The 13,063-nt window shown below is 68.7% G+C and carries 12 protein-coding genes and 2 tRNA genes; 5 read left to right on the top strand and 9 right to left on the bottom strand.

Annotated features, from left to right (window positions below):
* Positions 1–136 precede the first annotated feature (136 nt).
* Positions 137–1,354, top strand: coding sequence for an acetyl-CoA C-acetyltransferase (locus tag FLX07_RS14100; protein ID WP_142571224.1), 1,218 nt, complete (start codon positions 137–139; stop codon positions 1,352–1,354).
* A 48-nt stretch (positions 1,355–1,402) separates the two neighbouring features.
* On the opposite strand, the gene FLX07_RS14095 is transcribed toward FLX07_RS14100, so the two are convergent.
* From FLX07_RS14095 to FLX07_RS14085, 3 genes are all read right to left on the bottom strand, one after another.
* Positions 1,403–1,813, bottom strand: coding sequence for a PPOX class F420-dependent oxidoreductase (locus FLX07_RS14095; RefSeq protein ID WP_142571223.1), 411 nt, complete (start codon positions 1,811–1,813; stop codon positions 1,403–1,405).
* Between the two features lie 131 nt (positions 1,814–1,944).
* Positions 1,945–2,163, bottom strand: a complete 219-nt coding sequence (locus tag FLX07_RS14090) for a DUF4287 domain-containing protein (protein WP_142571222.1) — start codon at positions 2,161–2,163, stop codon at positions 1,945–1,947.
* A 187-nt stretch (positions 2,164–2,350) separates the two neighbouring features.
* Entirely contained in the window at positions 2,351–3,136 is a 786-nt protein-coding gene (locus FLX07_RS14085; protein ID WP_142571221.1) for a Bax inhibitor-1/YccA family protein, read from the bottom strand.
* A gap of 412 nt (positions 3,137–3,548) precedes the next feature.
* On the opposite strand from FLX07_RS14085, the gene FLX07_RS14080 reads away from it, so the two are divergent.
* Positions 3,549–5,054, top strand: coding sequence for a HAMP domain-containing sensor histidine kinase (locus FLX07_RS14080; protein WP_142571220.1), 1,506 nt, complete (start codon positions 3,549–3,551; stop codon positions 5,052–5,054).
* A 6-nt stretch (positions 5,055–5,060) separates the two neighbouring features.
* Here FLX07_RS14080 and FLX07_RS14075 read toward each other — a convergent pair whose 3' ends face one another.
* The 4 genes from FLX07_RS14075 to FLX07_RS36450 all read right to left on the bottom strand — a co-directional run bounded on the left by FLX07_RS14075 (position 5,061) and on the right by FLX07_RS36450 (position 8,028).
* Positions 5,061–6,032, bottom strand: coding sequence for an asparaginase (locus FLX07_RS14075; RefSeq protein WP_142571219.1), 972 nt, complete (start codon positions 6,030–6,032; stop codon positions 5,061–5,063).
* Positions 6,029–6,874 (bottom strand): Clp protease N-terminal domain-containing protein, encoded by an 846-nt coding sequence (locus tag FLX07_RS14070; RefSeq protein ID WP_142571218.1) that lies wholly within the window; start codon positions 6,872–6,874, stop codon positions 6,029–6,031. Before FLX07_RS14070 ends, FLX07_RS14075 begins: the two co-directional genes overlap by 4 nt.
* Positions 6,875–6,930: 56 nt before the next feature.
* Positions 6,931–7,593, bottom strand: coding sequence for a trypsin-like serine protease (locus FLX07_RS14065; protein ID WP_167748240.1), 663 nt, complete (start codon positions 7,591–7,593; stop codon positions 6,931–6,933).
* Positions 7,594–7,943: 350 nt separating this feature from the next.
* Positions 7,944–8,028: transfer RNA gene (locus FLX07_RS36450), tRNA-Leu, on the bottom strand.
* Positions 8,029–9,689: 1,661 nt separating this feature from the next.
* Here FLX07_RS36450 and FLX07_RS14060 point away from each other — a divergent pair.
* From FLX07_RS14060 to FLX07_RS37715, 3 genes are all read left to right on the top strand, one after another.
* Positions 9,690–10,139: a YxiG-like protein gene (locus FLX07_RS14060; protein WP_142571216.1), complete on the top strand. Its 450-nt coding sequence runs from the start codon at positions 9,690–9,692 to the stop codon at positions 10,137–10,139.
* 183 nt (positions 10,140–10,322) lie between these two features.
* A complete protein-coding gene (locus FLX07_RS14055; protein ID WP_142571215.1) occupies positions 10,323–10,895 on the top strand; it encodes a hypothetical protein in 573 nt (190 codons plus the stop codon).
* A gap of 96 nt (positions 10,896–10,991) precedes the next feature.
* Positions 10,992–11,270, top strand: a complete 279-nt coding sequence (locus FLX07_RS37715; protein WP_142571214.1) for a hypothetical protein — start codon at positions 10,992–10,994, stop codon at positions 11,268–11,270.
* Between the two features lie 55 nt (positions 11,271–11,325).
* On the opposite strand, the gene FLX07_RS14045 is transcribed toward FLX07_RS37715, so the two are convergent.
* Positions 11,326–11,401 (bottom strand) — tRNA-Leu (locus FLX07_RS14045).
* 253 nt (positions 11,402–11,654) lie between these two features.
* Positions 11,655–12,989, bottom strand: coding sequence for an NAD(P)/FAD-dependent oxidoreductase (locus FLX07_RS14040; protein ID WP_142571428.1), 1,335 nt, complete (start codon positions 12,987–12,989; stop codon positions 11,655–11,657).
* Between the last annotated feature and the right edge of the window lie 74 nt (positions 12,990–13,063).

Here is a 13,063-nt window from a genome sequence, read left to right as displayed (position 1 = left end):
CCGGCTTGTGCAGTAGTACAAAATTCTGTTGAGTGGGGCCCGGGACGTGGCGGGCGGCGTACCGAGGGGTAACCTCCGGGAAGGAGGCCCCCCGAAACCCTGAGTGGAGGGGCACGAGATCAGGCAGGAGAGTCACATGCCCGAGGCAGTCATCGTGGCGACCACGCGGTCGCCGATCGGCCGCGCCTTCAAGGGGTCGCTCAAGGACATCCGCCCGGACGACCTCACCGTGCAGATGGTCCGCGCCGCGCTGGCGAAGGTGCCGCAGCTCGATCCGAAAGACGTTGACGACCTCATGCTGGGCTGCGGGCTCCCCGGCGGCGAGCAGGGCCACAACCTGGGACGTGTGGTCGCGGTGATGCTCGGGCTCGACACGGTGCCGGGCACCACGGTGACCCGCTACTGCTCCTCTTCGCTCCAGACGACCCGGATGGCGTTCCACGCCATCAAGGCGGGCGAGGGCGACGTGTTCATCTCGGCGGGTGTCGAGACCGTCTCCCGCTTCGTGAACGGCAGCTCCGACATGCCCCAGGCGCAGAACCCGCTGTTCGACGAGGCGAAGGCGCGGACGGAGGAGACCGCGAAGGAGGGGGCGCCGGTGTGGCACGACCCGCGCGAGGACGGCGCGCTGCCGGACGTCTACGTCGCCATGGGCCAGACGGCCGAGAACGTCGCGGCCCTGAGGGGCGTCTCGCGGCGTGAACAGGACGAGTTCGGCGTGCGCTCGCAGAACCTCGCCGAGAAGGCCATCGCCAACGGCTTCTGGGAGAGCGACATCACCCCGGTGACGCTTCCCGACGGCACCGTGGTGAGCAAGGACGACGGCCCCAGGGCCGGCACGACGTACGAGGCGGTCTCGCAGCTCAAGCCGGTCTTCCGTCCGGACGGCACGGTGACGGCGGGCAACTGCTGCCCGCTGAACGACGGCGCCGCCGCGGTGGTCGTCATGAGCGACACCAAGGCCGCCGAGCTGGGCATCACGCCGCTCGCCCGGATCGTGTCGACCGGCGTCACCGGCCTGTCCCCCGAGATCATGGGACTGGGCCCGGTCGAGGCGTCGCGGCAGGCCCTCGCCCGCGCGGGCATGTCGATCGGCGACGTCGACCTGGTCGAGATCAACGAGGCGTTCGCGGCCCAGGTGATCCCCTCCTACCAGGAGCTGGGCATCGACATCGAGCGGCTCAACGTGAACGGAGGCGCGATCGCGGTGGGCCACCCCTTCGGCATGACCGGCGCCCGCATCACCTCCACGCTGGTCAACAGCCTCCGGTTCCACGACAAGCCGATCGGGCTGGAGACGATGTGCGTCGGCGGCGGCCAGGGCATGGCGATGGTCCTGGAGCGGCTGTCCTGAGCGACGGGCTTCGTGCCGGTCCCGGCCAGGGCCGGGACCGGCACGGACTCAGCCGTGGTGGTCGGGGCCCGCGCGCGTGGGCTCGACCCGGATGATCACTCGCTTGTCCCGGATCATCACGGCGCGGTAGTCGTCCCAGTCCGGGTGCTCGCCGCTGATGTCGCGGTAGTACTGCACCAGGTGCTCCATCGCGTCCGGCAGCGAGACGACGTGCGCGGTGCCCTCGATCTGCATCCATTCGCCGTAGAAGGCGTCGGTCATCACCGTGAGCACGACCTGGGGGTTGTGCCGCAGGTTGCGGGTCTTGACGGCCGTCTCGCGGCTGCTGATGACGATGTAGCCGTCCTTGTCGCAGCCGACGGTCACCGGGGAGGTCTGCGGCCGGCCGTCCGCATAGCGGGTCACCATGACCGCTCGGTGGTTGCTCCTGACGAACTCACGCGCCTTGTCGAGATCCATAGAACAATGATGCGCCCGCACCGGACCGGTGCGGGCGCCTCAGTGCCCCTGGGCGGGAAACCTCCGTACGGAACGTGGGACGGCTGTTGCCGGTGTGCGCGGGACGTCACTGCCCCTTCCCGCGCCTCGGTCTAGAAGCGACGGCGCCGTTCGTGTTCGAGGACGATGGCGGCGGCGTAGCCGTGGCTCAGCCCGTGCTCGTCAGCGAGCCAGTTGGCTCGCTCGTCGCAGCGTAGGAACGACGGGCCGTTGTCGATGGCTTCGAACCACTCTGGGAGGTCGCGTCCGGTTATGGACGGGACGCGGGCGATCAGCTTGGTCTGGGTCTCCGGTGAGTGGTTCAACGACATGGGCACCTCCACGGAAAAGGCTGCTTTGTGTCACAGTGCATCACCGGTCCGCGCTTGACAAGCCCTCTGTGGCATTGATTTGTTACAGGATGTTGATCAAAAGTTGCAGCGCCGATCACCAGATCCTGATATAGCACAACAAAGGGGCACCGTTCCCGGAGGAACGGCGCCCCTTCTGGTCGTACGGCTAGTCGTTGCTCGTGAAGTAGCTGATGAAGCGGAGGATCTCCAGGTAGAGCCAGACGAGGCTCAGGGTCAGACCGAACGCCATCAGCCACGAGTAGCGCTCCGGCACGCCGGCCCGCGCCCCCTGCTCGATCTCGCTGAAGTCGAGCAGCAGGAAGAAGCAGCCGAGCAGGATCATGCCGACGCTGAAGATCCAGCCGATGGGACTGTCGGTGCGCAGGCCCAGGCCGCCGGTGACGAAGATGCCCGCGATCCAGTTGATCAGCATCAGGCCGACCGCGCCGAACGCGGCGGCGATCACGAACTTGGCGAACTTCGGCGTCGGCCGGAAGATCTTCAGCGCGTACACGGCGAGCGTGCCGCCAAACGCGACCATCGTGCCGAGCACGGCCTGCAGGACGATGCCGTTGTAGACGTTTTCGTACATGTGGCTCAGCACGCCGATCGCGATGCCGTAGCACACGGAGTACCCGAGGATCAGCGCGGGGTTCGTGCTCTGCTTGAACGACACGATGAGCCCGAGGATCAGGCCCACGATCATCGCCGGCGCCGCCAGCCCCCAGCCGACGTTGAAGTACCAGGCCAGGGCCGCCGACACGACGAGCGTGCCGAGGGTCATGGCGCTCCGCACCACGACGTCGTCGATGGTCATGGTCCGCGCCCCGGGGGGAGCGTACGACGGCGTGGCATACATCTGGTTCAGCTGCTGCACGCTGGGCGTAGGACCGGCCCACGCCTGCCGACCAGCCGCCCCGCGCCGACTGAATATGGGGTTCTTGCTCTCCATTCGCTTCCTCCAGGACGCGACTCACTGATCAGCCGCTGCGCGGCCTAGTGGGGATGGTGCCCGAGGAGTGGTGCCCCCACAAGGGGAAGCGCCACTCCACCACAGTGGCAACGATCAGACTTTCCGGTGAGTTCCCGCCGGTCCGCACGGATGAGATCGACCGGCGACGGCCGTGCGATAAAACTTGAACAATTCCTTTACTTGAGGTCTTCAAGTTTAGTGTTAGCGTGGTGCGAAGCCGAGAAGCAGCGACCTGACCAGGCAGAACGCGTCGATCACTCCGCCTGCCGTTGCGAGCCTCATCCCAATCAGACAGGCGTGGCAAGCCGCCCGGAGGCCGTATGACGACCGAGGAGCGGGCCGCCGCCGCCAGTTCCGCTCGGCAGGGAACGCCATCGCGAGGAGGACGGCGATGAAGGTCAGCGGCCCATCGTTACTGCGAAGGTTCCGGCCTCCCTCCATCCGGGGACGCATCACCGTCCTCGTCACGGCGCTCGCCACCCTGCTGCTGATCCCCACCGGGATCCTGGGCAGCATTGTCGCCCGGCAGGCGTTCTCGACCGCGGTCTGGCTCGACGCACGGCAGGAGGCCGCGCTCACGGCCGCCGCGTGGCGTTCGGGCCATTTCCACCACTTGATCACCCCGCAGGTGACCGGAGTCGACCTGGTCCAGGTGGTGGCCCCGAACCGGCGGGTGCTCGCCGCCTCGCCCGCCGCCCAGGGATTGCCCCCGCTGAGCTCCTTCTGGCCGTCGGAGGAGGATCCGATGCAGGACGTGCAGGCCTGCGCGCACGACGGGATCGGCTGCCTGCATCTGTCGGCGCTCCGGGTGATGCCGGGGCCCGACTCCCCCGTCGTGTACGCGGGACGCCCCATCGACGGCTTCACCCCTGTCGCGATGTTCGATCTACTTTTCACCGTGGAGGTCTCCGTGCTTGTGTTGCTCACCGCCTGGGCAGCCTGGAAGATCGCCGGACGCACCCTGCGCCCGGTCGAGGCGATCCGAAGCGACCTGGCCGCCGTCAACGTGAACGACCTGGACACCCGGGTGCCCGTACCGGCCGGGGACGACGAGATCGCCCGGCTCGCCCGCACCGTGAACAGCACGCTTGCCCGCATCGAACAGGCGAAGCTCACCACCGAGCGGGCACTGCGGCGGCAGCGCGAGTTCGCCGCGGACGCGTCCCACGAACTGCGGACTCCGCTCGCCGGCCTGCGCACGCAACTGGAGGAGGCGCAGCTTCACCCCGACGAGACCGACCTGCGGTCGCTGCTCAAGGACGCGCTGCTCGACGTGGAGCGGCTGGAAACGATCATCGACGACCTGCTCCTGCTGGCCAAGGTGGGCGCGACGGCCCCGGACCGCAAGCCGGTGGACATGTCCGCGCTGGTCAGGGATGAGGTCGCCCGCCGGAGCGACCGGATTCCGGTGCGCCTTCAACTGGAGGACGGCGTCAGGATGCACGCCGCGCCGCTCCACCTCGCCCGGCTGCTCACCAACCTGCTCGACAACGCGCAGCGGCACGCCCGGAGCGTGGCCGAGGTCGGGCTTCGGCGCGCCGACGGCTTCGTCGAGTTGTGGGTCAGCGACGACGGTCCCGGCGTCCCGGTCGGCGAACGGGAGCGGGTCTTCGAACGGTTCACCAGGTCGGACACGGCGCGCAGCCGGGGCCGCGGGGGCGCCGGGCTCGGCCTGGCCATCGCCCGGGACATCGCCCGCGCCCACTGCGGCAGCCTGGTGGCCTCCGAGTCGCCGTACGGCGGCGCCATGTTCGTGCTGCGCCTGCCGGTCTCCGGTTGTCCCCCGACCGCCGACGCCGCGCCCACGCCGGCCGCGATCCCCGGCGCAGCCGACGCGTACGACGAGCCGTCGCAGGTGGAGAACACCCCGGTGCCGGCGAACGAGCGACGCGCCTGACTGCGGTCAGAGTCGGGCGAACCAGTCGCGGACAGCGCGCCGCCCGCCCCCGCCGAGCGCCGCCATCAGGGCGTACCGCGCCTTCACCGGAGCCAGCCCCCGGGCCCCGATGGCGCCGACCTTCGCGGCCAGCCCCAAGGCCGGTGGCAGGTCCTCCAGCGTGACCGGCCGGGTGCGGCACCGCGAGGCGACCACCACGGGGATGTCCCACTCCGCCAGCTCACTGAGCGTCGCGTACAGGGTGATCGGGATGTTTCCGGCGCCGGTGCCCTCCAGCACGACGCCCCTGGCTCCGGCGTCCACGACGGCCGTGACGAGCACGGGGTCCATCTCCGGATACGTCTTGATCAGCGCGACGTTCGTCTCCGGCTCTCCCCGCGCCGCCGGGGGCCTCGGCGGCGGCGTCCCCGTCATCTCGGCCCTGCCGTCCGCGACCCGGCCGAGGATCGGCGCGGGGGCGGAGGAGAGCGCCGCCACGCCCGTCGCGTCGGCCATCGTGACCCATCGGGCCGCGTGCAGTTCGTCGTTCACACAGACCACCGCGCCGGCGCCGCGAAGAGCGGGGTCGGCGGCGGCGACCAGGGACGACGCGAGGTTGCGCGGGCCGTCGCTCGACAGCTCGTCCAGCCCGCGTACGGCGCCGGTCAGCACGATGCCGCCGCGGAGAGCGGCGGGCCCGGCCAACAGGTCCGTGAGGAAGGCCGTCTCCTCGATCGTGTCCAGGCCGTGGGTGACGACCACCCCGTCGAACCCCTCGTCGAGCAGGGCCGTCCGGACGCGCCTGGCCAGCCGCAGCATCGTGGAGGGCGAGGTGTCCCAGCTCGGCTCGGCCTGCACGTCCTCGGTCACGACCTTCACACCGAGATCGCCGGGTACGGCCGCCAGCAGGTCGGCGGCCGTCGCGAGCCCCGGGCGGCCGGTGTGACGGGCGTACGCCATGATGTCGCCCGTCGCCACGAGCAGCACGCGTCCGGTCACGAGGCGTCGTCCCCGGCGGGCGCGTCCACTCCGGCGTGCCGCTCCAGCCGCTCGATGCGCCGCAGGAGCGGAGCGATCTCCTGACGGACGACCGCCGCCACGACTTGTGCGGCGGTCTGCGCGGCGGTTTGGGAGGTGGCCGGGGAGGCCGCCTGAGGGCCGGTCCCGGATCCGGAGGCGTCCTGCGCCTGAGCCCGGAGGTGGACGTAGCCGGCGAGCGCCGCGGCGACCGCACGCCGCGTGAGGCGCGGCTCGGCGCCCCGATCCCGCAGCACCTGCCCGCCGATCCCGTCCGGCTCGGCGACCAGGCCGAGCAGCAGGTGCTCGCACCCGATGTAGTTGTGCCCCAGCGCATGGGCCTCGGTGACCGCGAGCTCGAGGGCGTTGGCCGCGTGCGCGTCGAACCGGCGGGGACCGTCGTCCCGCGTTCCCTCGTCCGCCGGCTGCTCCCGGTCTGCCGCTGCGGCGCGTGCGGACGGGCGGCGGCTCGCGAGGTCGCGCTCGACCAGAGTGGGCTTGACCTCCATGGCACGCAGGACGTGCAGGGCGAGGTTCTGCCCTTCGTCCAGCATCGCGGCGAGCAGGTGCTCGGTGCCGATGCCGGCGGCGTTCTCGGCCCGGGCCCGGTCCAGTGCCAGCCGGAAGACGGCGCGGGTCCTGGGCGTGAAGTGCGACAGGCGGGGGTCGTCGATCTCGAAATCGCCGAGGATGCTCTCGCGGATGGCGCTCACCCGGCGGACCGCCTGCTCAAGCGCCCGCTGGCAGATCGCGGACACCGGAAGCGCCGCTTCCCTGACCGCCTCCGCGAGATCATCCGGCAGGTACACGTTGATCTTAGGCATGCATCATTCATACCCCCAATGGGGTTATGCGTCTACCCCCATGTCCGATCGCGACCTCAGGGGAGCGTGACGTACTTGCCGACGAACTCCCGGACCTCCGGGATGTCCAGGCGGTAGTCGACGTTGGTCGTCTCGCAGGCGTCGTCCACTCCGCTGATCGTCGTGGCCACGAGCAGGTTCGAGTCGGGACCTCCGAGGAAGTTGGGGCCGCCCGAGTCGCCGTAGCAGGTCCCGCCCTCCCTTCGCGAGGGGTCCGGCGCCAGGTCGAGCCACCTGCTGCCGAGACGCTTGAAGGAGATGGCGGTCTGGCTGCGCGTGTCGGTGTAGTGGTAGCGCCATCCGTGCCGCTTCTTCGTGGGCTCCACCGAGCCGTAGCCGACCGGGGTGAAACGCGCGGTCGTCAGACTGCCGTCGGCCTTGAGCCGGTCGAGCAGGCCCGCGGAAGGCAGCCTGGCCGGCCTGATTCCGGTGACAGGCTCGGAGAAGACCACGACCGCCAAGTCATAGGCGTCGCCCTTGTATCGCAGGTCGGGCACGTAGTGACCGGTGTAGAGCTTCGCCCCGGACTCGTAGTGGCTGGCGAAGGAGACCCGGGCGGTCTTCTGGCCCTTGCTCCCGCAGTGGGCGGCCGTGAGGAAGACGGTCGGCGAGATGAGGGTGCCGGTGCAGTACGCCCACGTGCCGTCGCTTTCCGGCTTGTCGCCGACGAGGGCTCCCACTTCCGGGTGTTCGGTCGTATCGACCGAACCATGGGTGATGGCCCACGCAGGCGAGGCGAGACCTGCCACCAAACCCGAGAGAATCATGACAAAAGGGACAAAACGCATGCACGAATGTATCCGAGCATGGGCTACGCCTGGCAAACGTGACGGAAAGATCTACCGGCGGCCGCGGCGGCGCGGTCGGCCCGCGACGGCACCGTACGCCGCCCGCGTGGGCGGCGTGATCGCGCAAGGGAACTCGTAACCCCGCCTGAACGTCGCCCGGTGACGCCGATCCTCTCGGAGCGGCCCGACCCGCCGGTGGCCTGGATCACGCAGGTCACCGGCTCTTTCGTACTGAGAGGCTCTGGTGCCCCCGGTGGGACTCGAACCCACACCACAGCCCTTTTAAGGGGTCTCGCTACCTCGTCTCGGCGCACTCTCTGAGCTGGCACAACCGCCATCCGGTGCGCCTCTTGCTGTCACTCCGGGCACGCATGGGGCACAGCCACGCACTGCCGACCTCTCCGGCCGGGCTCACTCGTCCGTGACGGCGGCTTCCGTGTCGGCTGTGCCCGGTAGGACCGATATCGCTGGGGTCTCGCGCCAAGGGTGCTGACCTCCAGGCGAGACCCACCACCCAGCGGCAGCGGGCCGGGGACGGAGTGCCAGGGCCGGCCTCGCGTGTACATCGCCTGGTCACCGTTCCTCGGTCATTTGAGTACCGACGAGCGACGTGACAAGCCTGCTCTGGCACCTTCAGCCCTCGACCACTCCCACCTCGCTACACACACCCCTCCCGGGAGCGGAACACAACCGAGCTCGGGTTGTCTCCGCTCCCCCAGCAGCAAAAGGCCCGTCAGGTGAATCACCTGACGGGCTTCGTCGTGGTGAGGCTATGGGGATTTGACCCCCAGACCCCTTCGATGCGAACGCGGGTTGCGCTTCCGCCTGCGATTCTGCGGCTGCCGTTCCGTGTCGTTCATTTCGCGGGCGGTCTCTACTGGTGCGCCGTGAGACGGTCCGTGATCAGGCTGTTCGCTGATTTTTCGCTGACTCCTGCGCCACCGGCCCGGTCTTCCCTCCGCACGCGGCGACCGCTCGACTCGCCGCAACACCGAGGGCGCCGACACCAGACCAACAATCTGAAGGATCTCGGTAGTCGGCACTTTGAGGCCGATGAGCGCGACGGCCAACAGGGCAGTGACGACCGTGTCCCACGGAGAACCGCCCCCAAGGGGTACTCTCATAGGGAATCACTCCTCTCATGCGTGATTCGACGCCGCTCCCGGGGCTCCGGCCCGCGAAGATCGCGAGCCCGGGAGACGGCATTGCATGAGGGAGATTAGCCGGAGCGCTGGACGAGCGCTACCGGGCAAAAACAACCTATGTTACATCCATCTAGCGCGACTGTCCAGGTACTTAACAGCCGGTACGGGCACTTAGTCGCCCAGGTCATTCCCCTGTTGATCTACAATTCCCCTGGTCACAGCAGGTGAAGAACCTCATCCAAAAGCGTGCGTGTAGCCATAACCAAACGGTATGGCAGCCCCTCGCAGCAGTGGTGCCGCCGCCCTGATCACCTCGTACGCCGTCGACCCACCGCGGAGCGGCAGCGGGCCGGGGACGGAGGGGCAAGGCCGGCCTCGCGTGTACGTCAACATGGTCGCGGTTCCTCAGTCATCGGACGCCATCGGTCACGGCCGGCCTTGAGCCGGAGGAGCCGGTCTGCTGGGCTTGCCTGGGTCGATGGCGGGCGAGGTAATCAGGCTCCCCAGCCACCCACCAACTCCGGCTTCCGCGCGCCGATCACCTCGGGGCCGGAGATCCCCCGCCGGAGGCAAAGAAGGACCTCACCCCGCTACGGCGCGTCCGTCTGGTAGTGGCGGTTGGTGTCGTGCTCGTCCTGGTGGTCACGCTCCCCGCGGGCGTCATGCGTCTGCCTGGGATCGGGCGCGGCTGGCGTCGGCGCGGACGGGACCGGCCCGAAGAGGCCGCACGCCCGGCCGCGTCCGGACGCGCCGCGCCACCGCCGCCCGGCACGGGCGGCGGCTTGAACCCGTAGGGCAACTTGTAACCACGCCCGGCCGTCATCGGGCGGTACAACTGCGTTCATGGATCCGCTGAAGCTGCAAGAGGCGCTGGATGAGGTCTTTGACCAAGCTCTGCTCGAACACGGCTTCGTCAACTACACACGCGACTACCAGCTCGTGATCCGCCCAATGGTCGATCCCAGAAACGGAACCGGGATCGAGCCAACAACGCTGCGCTACCTGTTCCGCTACTGCCTGCAGGCCAACTGCGTCACAACCGTGCCAGCCCACGTCTGGCGCAAGTCCCTCGATGACCGGCTTACCACCTACGAAACCGGGGTCAACCTCGACGGATACGTCTGGGGAGTCAACTGGCAAGACGCTCTACCCCGGGGGCATGCTCGTCGCCGACTCACCAGCCGCCCGGGATTGGGCCACGGGTTGCCCCGGGTTGTGCTGCGGCCACTCTGCCACCGCCGGGCGAGGGTCCGCAGGCGTGCGGGGTTCGTGTCGCCATCCCCCACAGCGTGAAAGCGGGTTGACGATTGATCGGCCACCGATCACTTTTGGGGGAAGGGGTGTCCTCCCGCATCGGCCCGCCGGTAATGAAGCGATGCTCCTGCACACCATCGGTCCACTGCGCGCAGGTCCTGACGTTCGTCGTGTCGCCGACGCGATACGTGGACTCCGTGTTCGGTCCGCAAGGAGGACGCCATGTCGCGACGAAGCACCTTGTTCCTCGGCCCGTTATCCACCATCCTCGCGCTGCTGCTGATGATCGCGCTGCCGCAACCCGCCCAGGCGTACACGCAAAGGGTTCGGGTCACGGTGGCGCGGTCCACCCTCGCCGTCGCCGGGTCCTACTGCGTCCAGGCCACGGCAGGTATCGACCACCTTACGCCGGGCGTCTGGTCCGCGAACCAGGCGTGGGGGACCGCCTACGCACTTGAGGCGGACTGCGTCACCCCGAAGGTCATGAGAGCCAGGATCGGCCTGGAGGTCCAGAGGTGGAATGGGAGCGAGTGGCATTACTGCATTGGACTCCTTGGGGACAATGGCTGGCATGAGGGAACAACGGGCACGGACGCCTGGGGCCCCACCGGGCCCAGCTCACAGTTCACCTACTACATCGGCGCAACGTATCCAGATGGCTCGACTGCATATTGTGGTGGGCCTGGCTTTTACCGGGCAGAGGTGCACGCACAGGTCTCCGTCTGGGACCCCTTCGCCGCCCGCTACATCTGGACCGGCGGCACACTCTTTTCGGGCGACGAGTGGGTGGGGTGAGCCCTCGGCCCGGCGCGTGTGGCCTCGCGGATCATGAAAGGGCTTCGTCCTTGCACCCACTTTTGCCGTGGAAGTCTGCCAAGTCGGTCCCGCCAGGTGGACAAGCGCGTCGTCGTCAATCCGGCCCAGGCCCGGAACCTCCTGGAGGCGGTTCGCGCCCAGAAACCGAGCGGGCCGCGGCTGGTCGCGTTCTTCGCCGTCATGTACTATGCCGGGCTTCGGCCCGAGGAGGCGGTCAACCTCTTCAAGCGCAACCTCCTGATCCCCGACGAAGGATGGGGGGAGCTGATCGTGGAGGAGGCCAGTCCCGCGCCTGGAGCCGCCTGGTCGAACAGCGGGCAGCGACGCGTAGTCGTAGACAGCCGGACTGAGTAGATCAGCCGGTGGCCTGGATGACGCAGGTCACCGGCTCTTTCGTGCTGAGAGGCTCTGGTGCCCCCGGTGGGACTCGAACCCACACCACAGCCCTTTTAAGGGGCTTGCCTCTGCCATTGGGCTACGGGGGCGCCGCGATCATATGTCACGGATCACTCCTCTGTAAGCAAGTTACGTCTTACGCGGCTTGTCCCCCTTTCCACAGCGCGTGAACGGTACCCCCGGGAGCCACTCGGTCAAGGTCCTGGAGACCGTCGCACCTTCCCCACCGTCCACCACACCAGCATGTCAGAGCGCAGGAACACGCACACGGCCCGGCGGTGTGCGCCGCCGGGCCGTGTGCGCGTCCTGAGGTCGCCCCGCGCTTCCTGCGCGCCGGGCGGGTCAGCGCTTGACGCCGCTCTTCGCGGCCGCCCTGAACTCGTCGCGCGGGTGCTCGATCTCGCCCAGGGAAATCGTCTCCCGCTTGAAGAACAGCGACAGCGTCCAGTCCATCACCACGCGGACCTTCCGGTTGACCGTGGGAACCCGCGACAGGTGATAGGTGCGGTGCATGAACCAGGCCGGGAAGCCACGCAGCTTCACGCCGTACACGTTCGCGACGCCCCGGTAGAGGCCCAGCCCGGCGACCGACCCGGCGTACTTGTGCCGGTAGTCCTGCAGCTGCTCCCCGCGCAGGTACGCGGTGATGTTGTCGCCGAGGACCTTCGCCTGCCGTACGGCGTGCTGGGCGTTGGGCGCGCAGTACTGACCGGGGTTGGTCACGTCGGGGACACCGGCGATGTCACCGGCGGCGAAGGCGCCCTTGACACCCGCGACGGTCAGGCGCGTCGTGGTCTTGATCCGGCCGCGCTCGTCGAGCGGCAGGTCGGTGGAGTTGACGATCGGGCTCGCCTTGACTCCGGCGGTCCAGACGATCGTGGCCGACTCGAACTCGTCGCCGTCCGAGGTCTTGACCAGGCCGCCCTCGCACGACTGGAGGAACGTCTCCATCTTGAGCTCGATGCCGCGCTCGCGCAGCTGCTCGGCGGTCCACTCGCCCATCTCGGGGCCGACCTCGGGCAGGATGCGGTTGGACGCCTCGATCAGGACCCAGCGCAGGTCCTTCTTGTCGATGCCCGGGTAGTACGTGACGGCGTCCTCGGTCATGTCCTCAAGCTCGGCGAGGGCCTCGATGCCGGCGAAGCCGCCACCGACCACGACGAAGGTCAGCGCGCGGCGGCGCACGTCCTCGTCCTCGCTCGACTCGGCCCGGTCGAGGAGGGCCAGGACCCGGTTGCGCAGCGCGATGGCCTCGCCGACGGTCTTGAAGCCGATGGCCGCGTCCTCCAGGCCGGGGATCGGCAGCGTACGCGAGATCGAGCCGGCCGCCATGACGACGACGTCGTACTCGATCTCGCGGGACTGGCCGGCGGCGGGCTCGAAGGTCAGCGTGCGGGCCTCGTGGTGCACCTTGGAGACCTTGCCGTTGAGGATGCGCACCTTGGGCAGCACCCGGCGCAGCGGGGCCACGACGTGGCGCGGCGAGATGTTGCCGGCGGCCGCCTCGGGGAGGAACGGCTGGTAGGTCATGTACGACTGCGGGTCGATGAGCGTGATCCGCACGCTGCCGTCGCGCAGCTCACGGCGGAGCGTGCGCTGGAGACGAAGAGCCGAGTAAAGGCCCACGTATCCACCGCCGACGATGACGACGTGCTTCCAGTTGCGGTCTGCCACGATGCCCTCCTCGCTTGTGAAAGCATTCACAAGCCTACGTCACGAGTCGGCAACCGCACCAATCCCCTAGCACCAAA

The organism is Microbispora bryophytorum (genome assembly GCF_006874465.1).
Taxonomy (GTDB): Bacteria; Actinomycetota; Actinomycetes; order Streptosporangiales; family Streptosporangiaceae; genus Microbispora; species Microbispora bryophytorum.
Note: the sequence above shows the minus strand (reverse complement) of the source record. Positions and strands in the feature narration are given on the sequence as shown.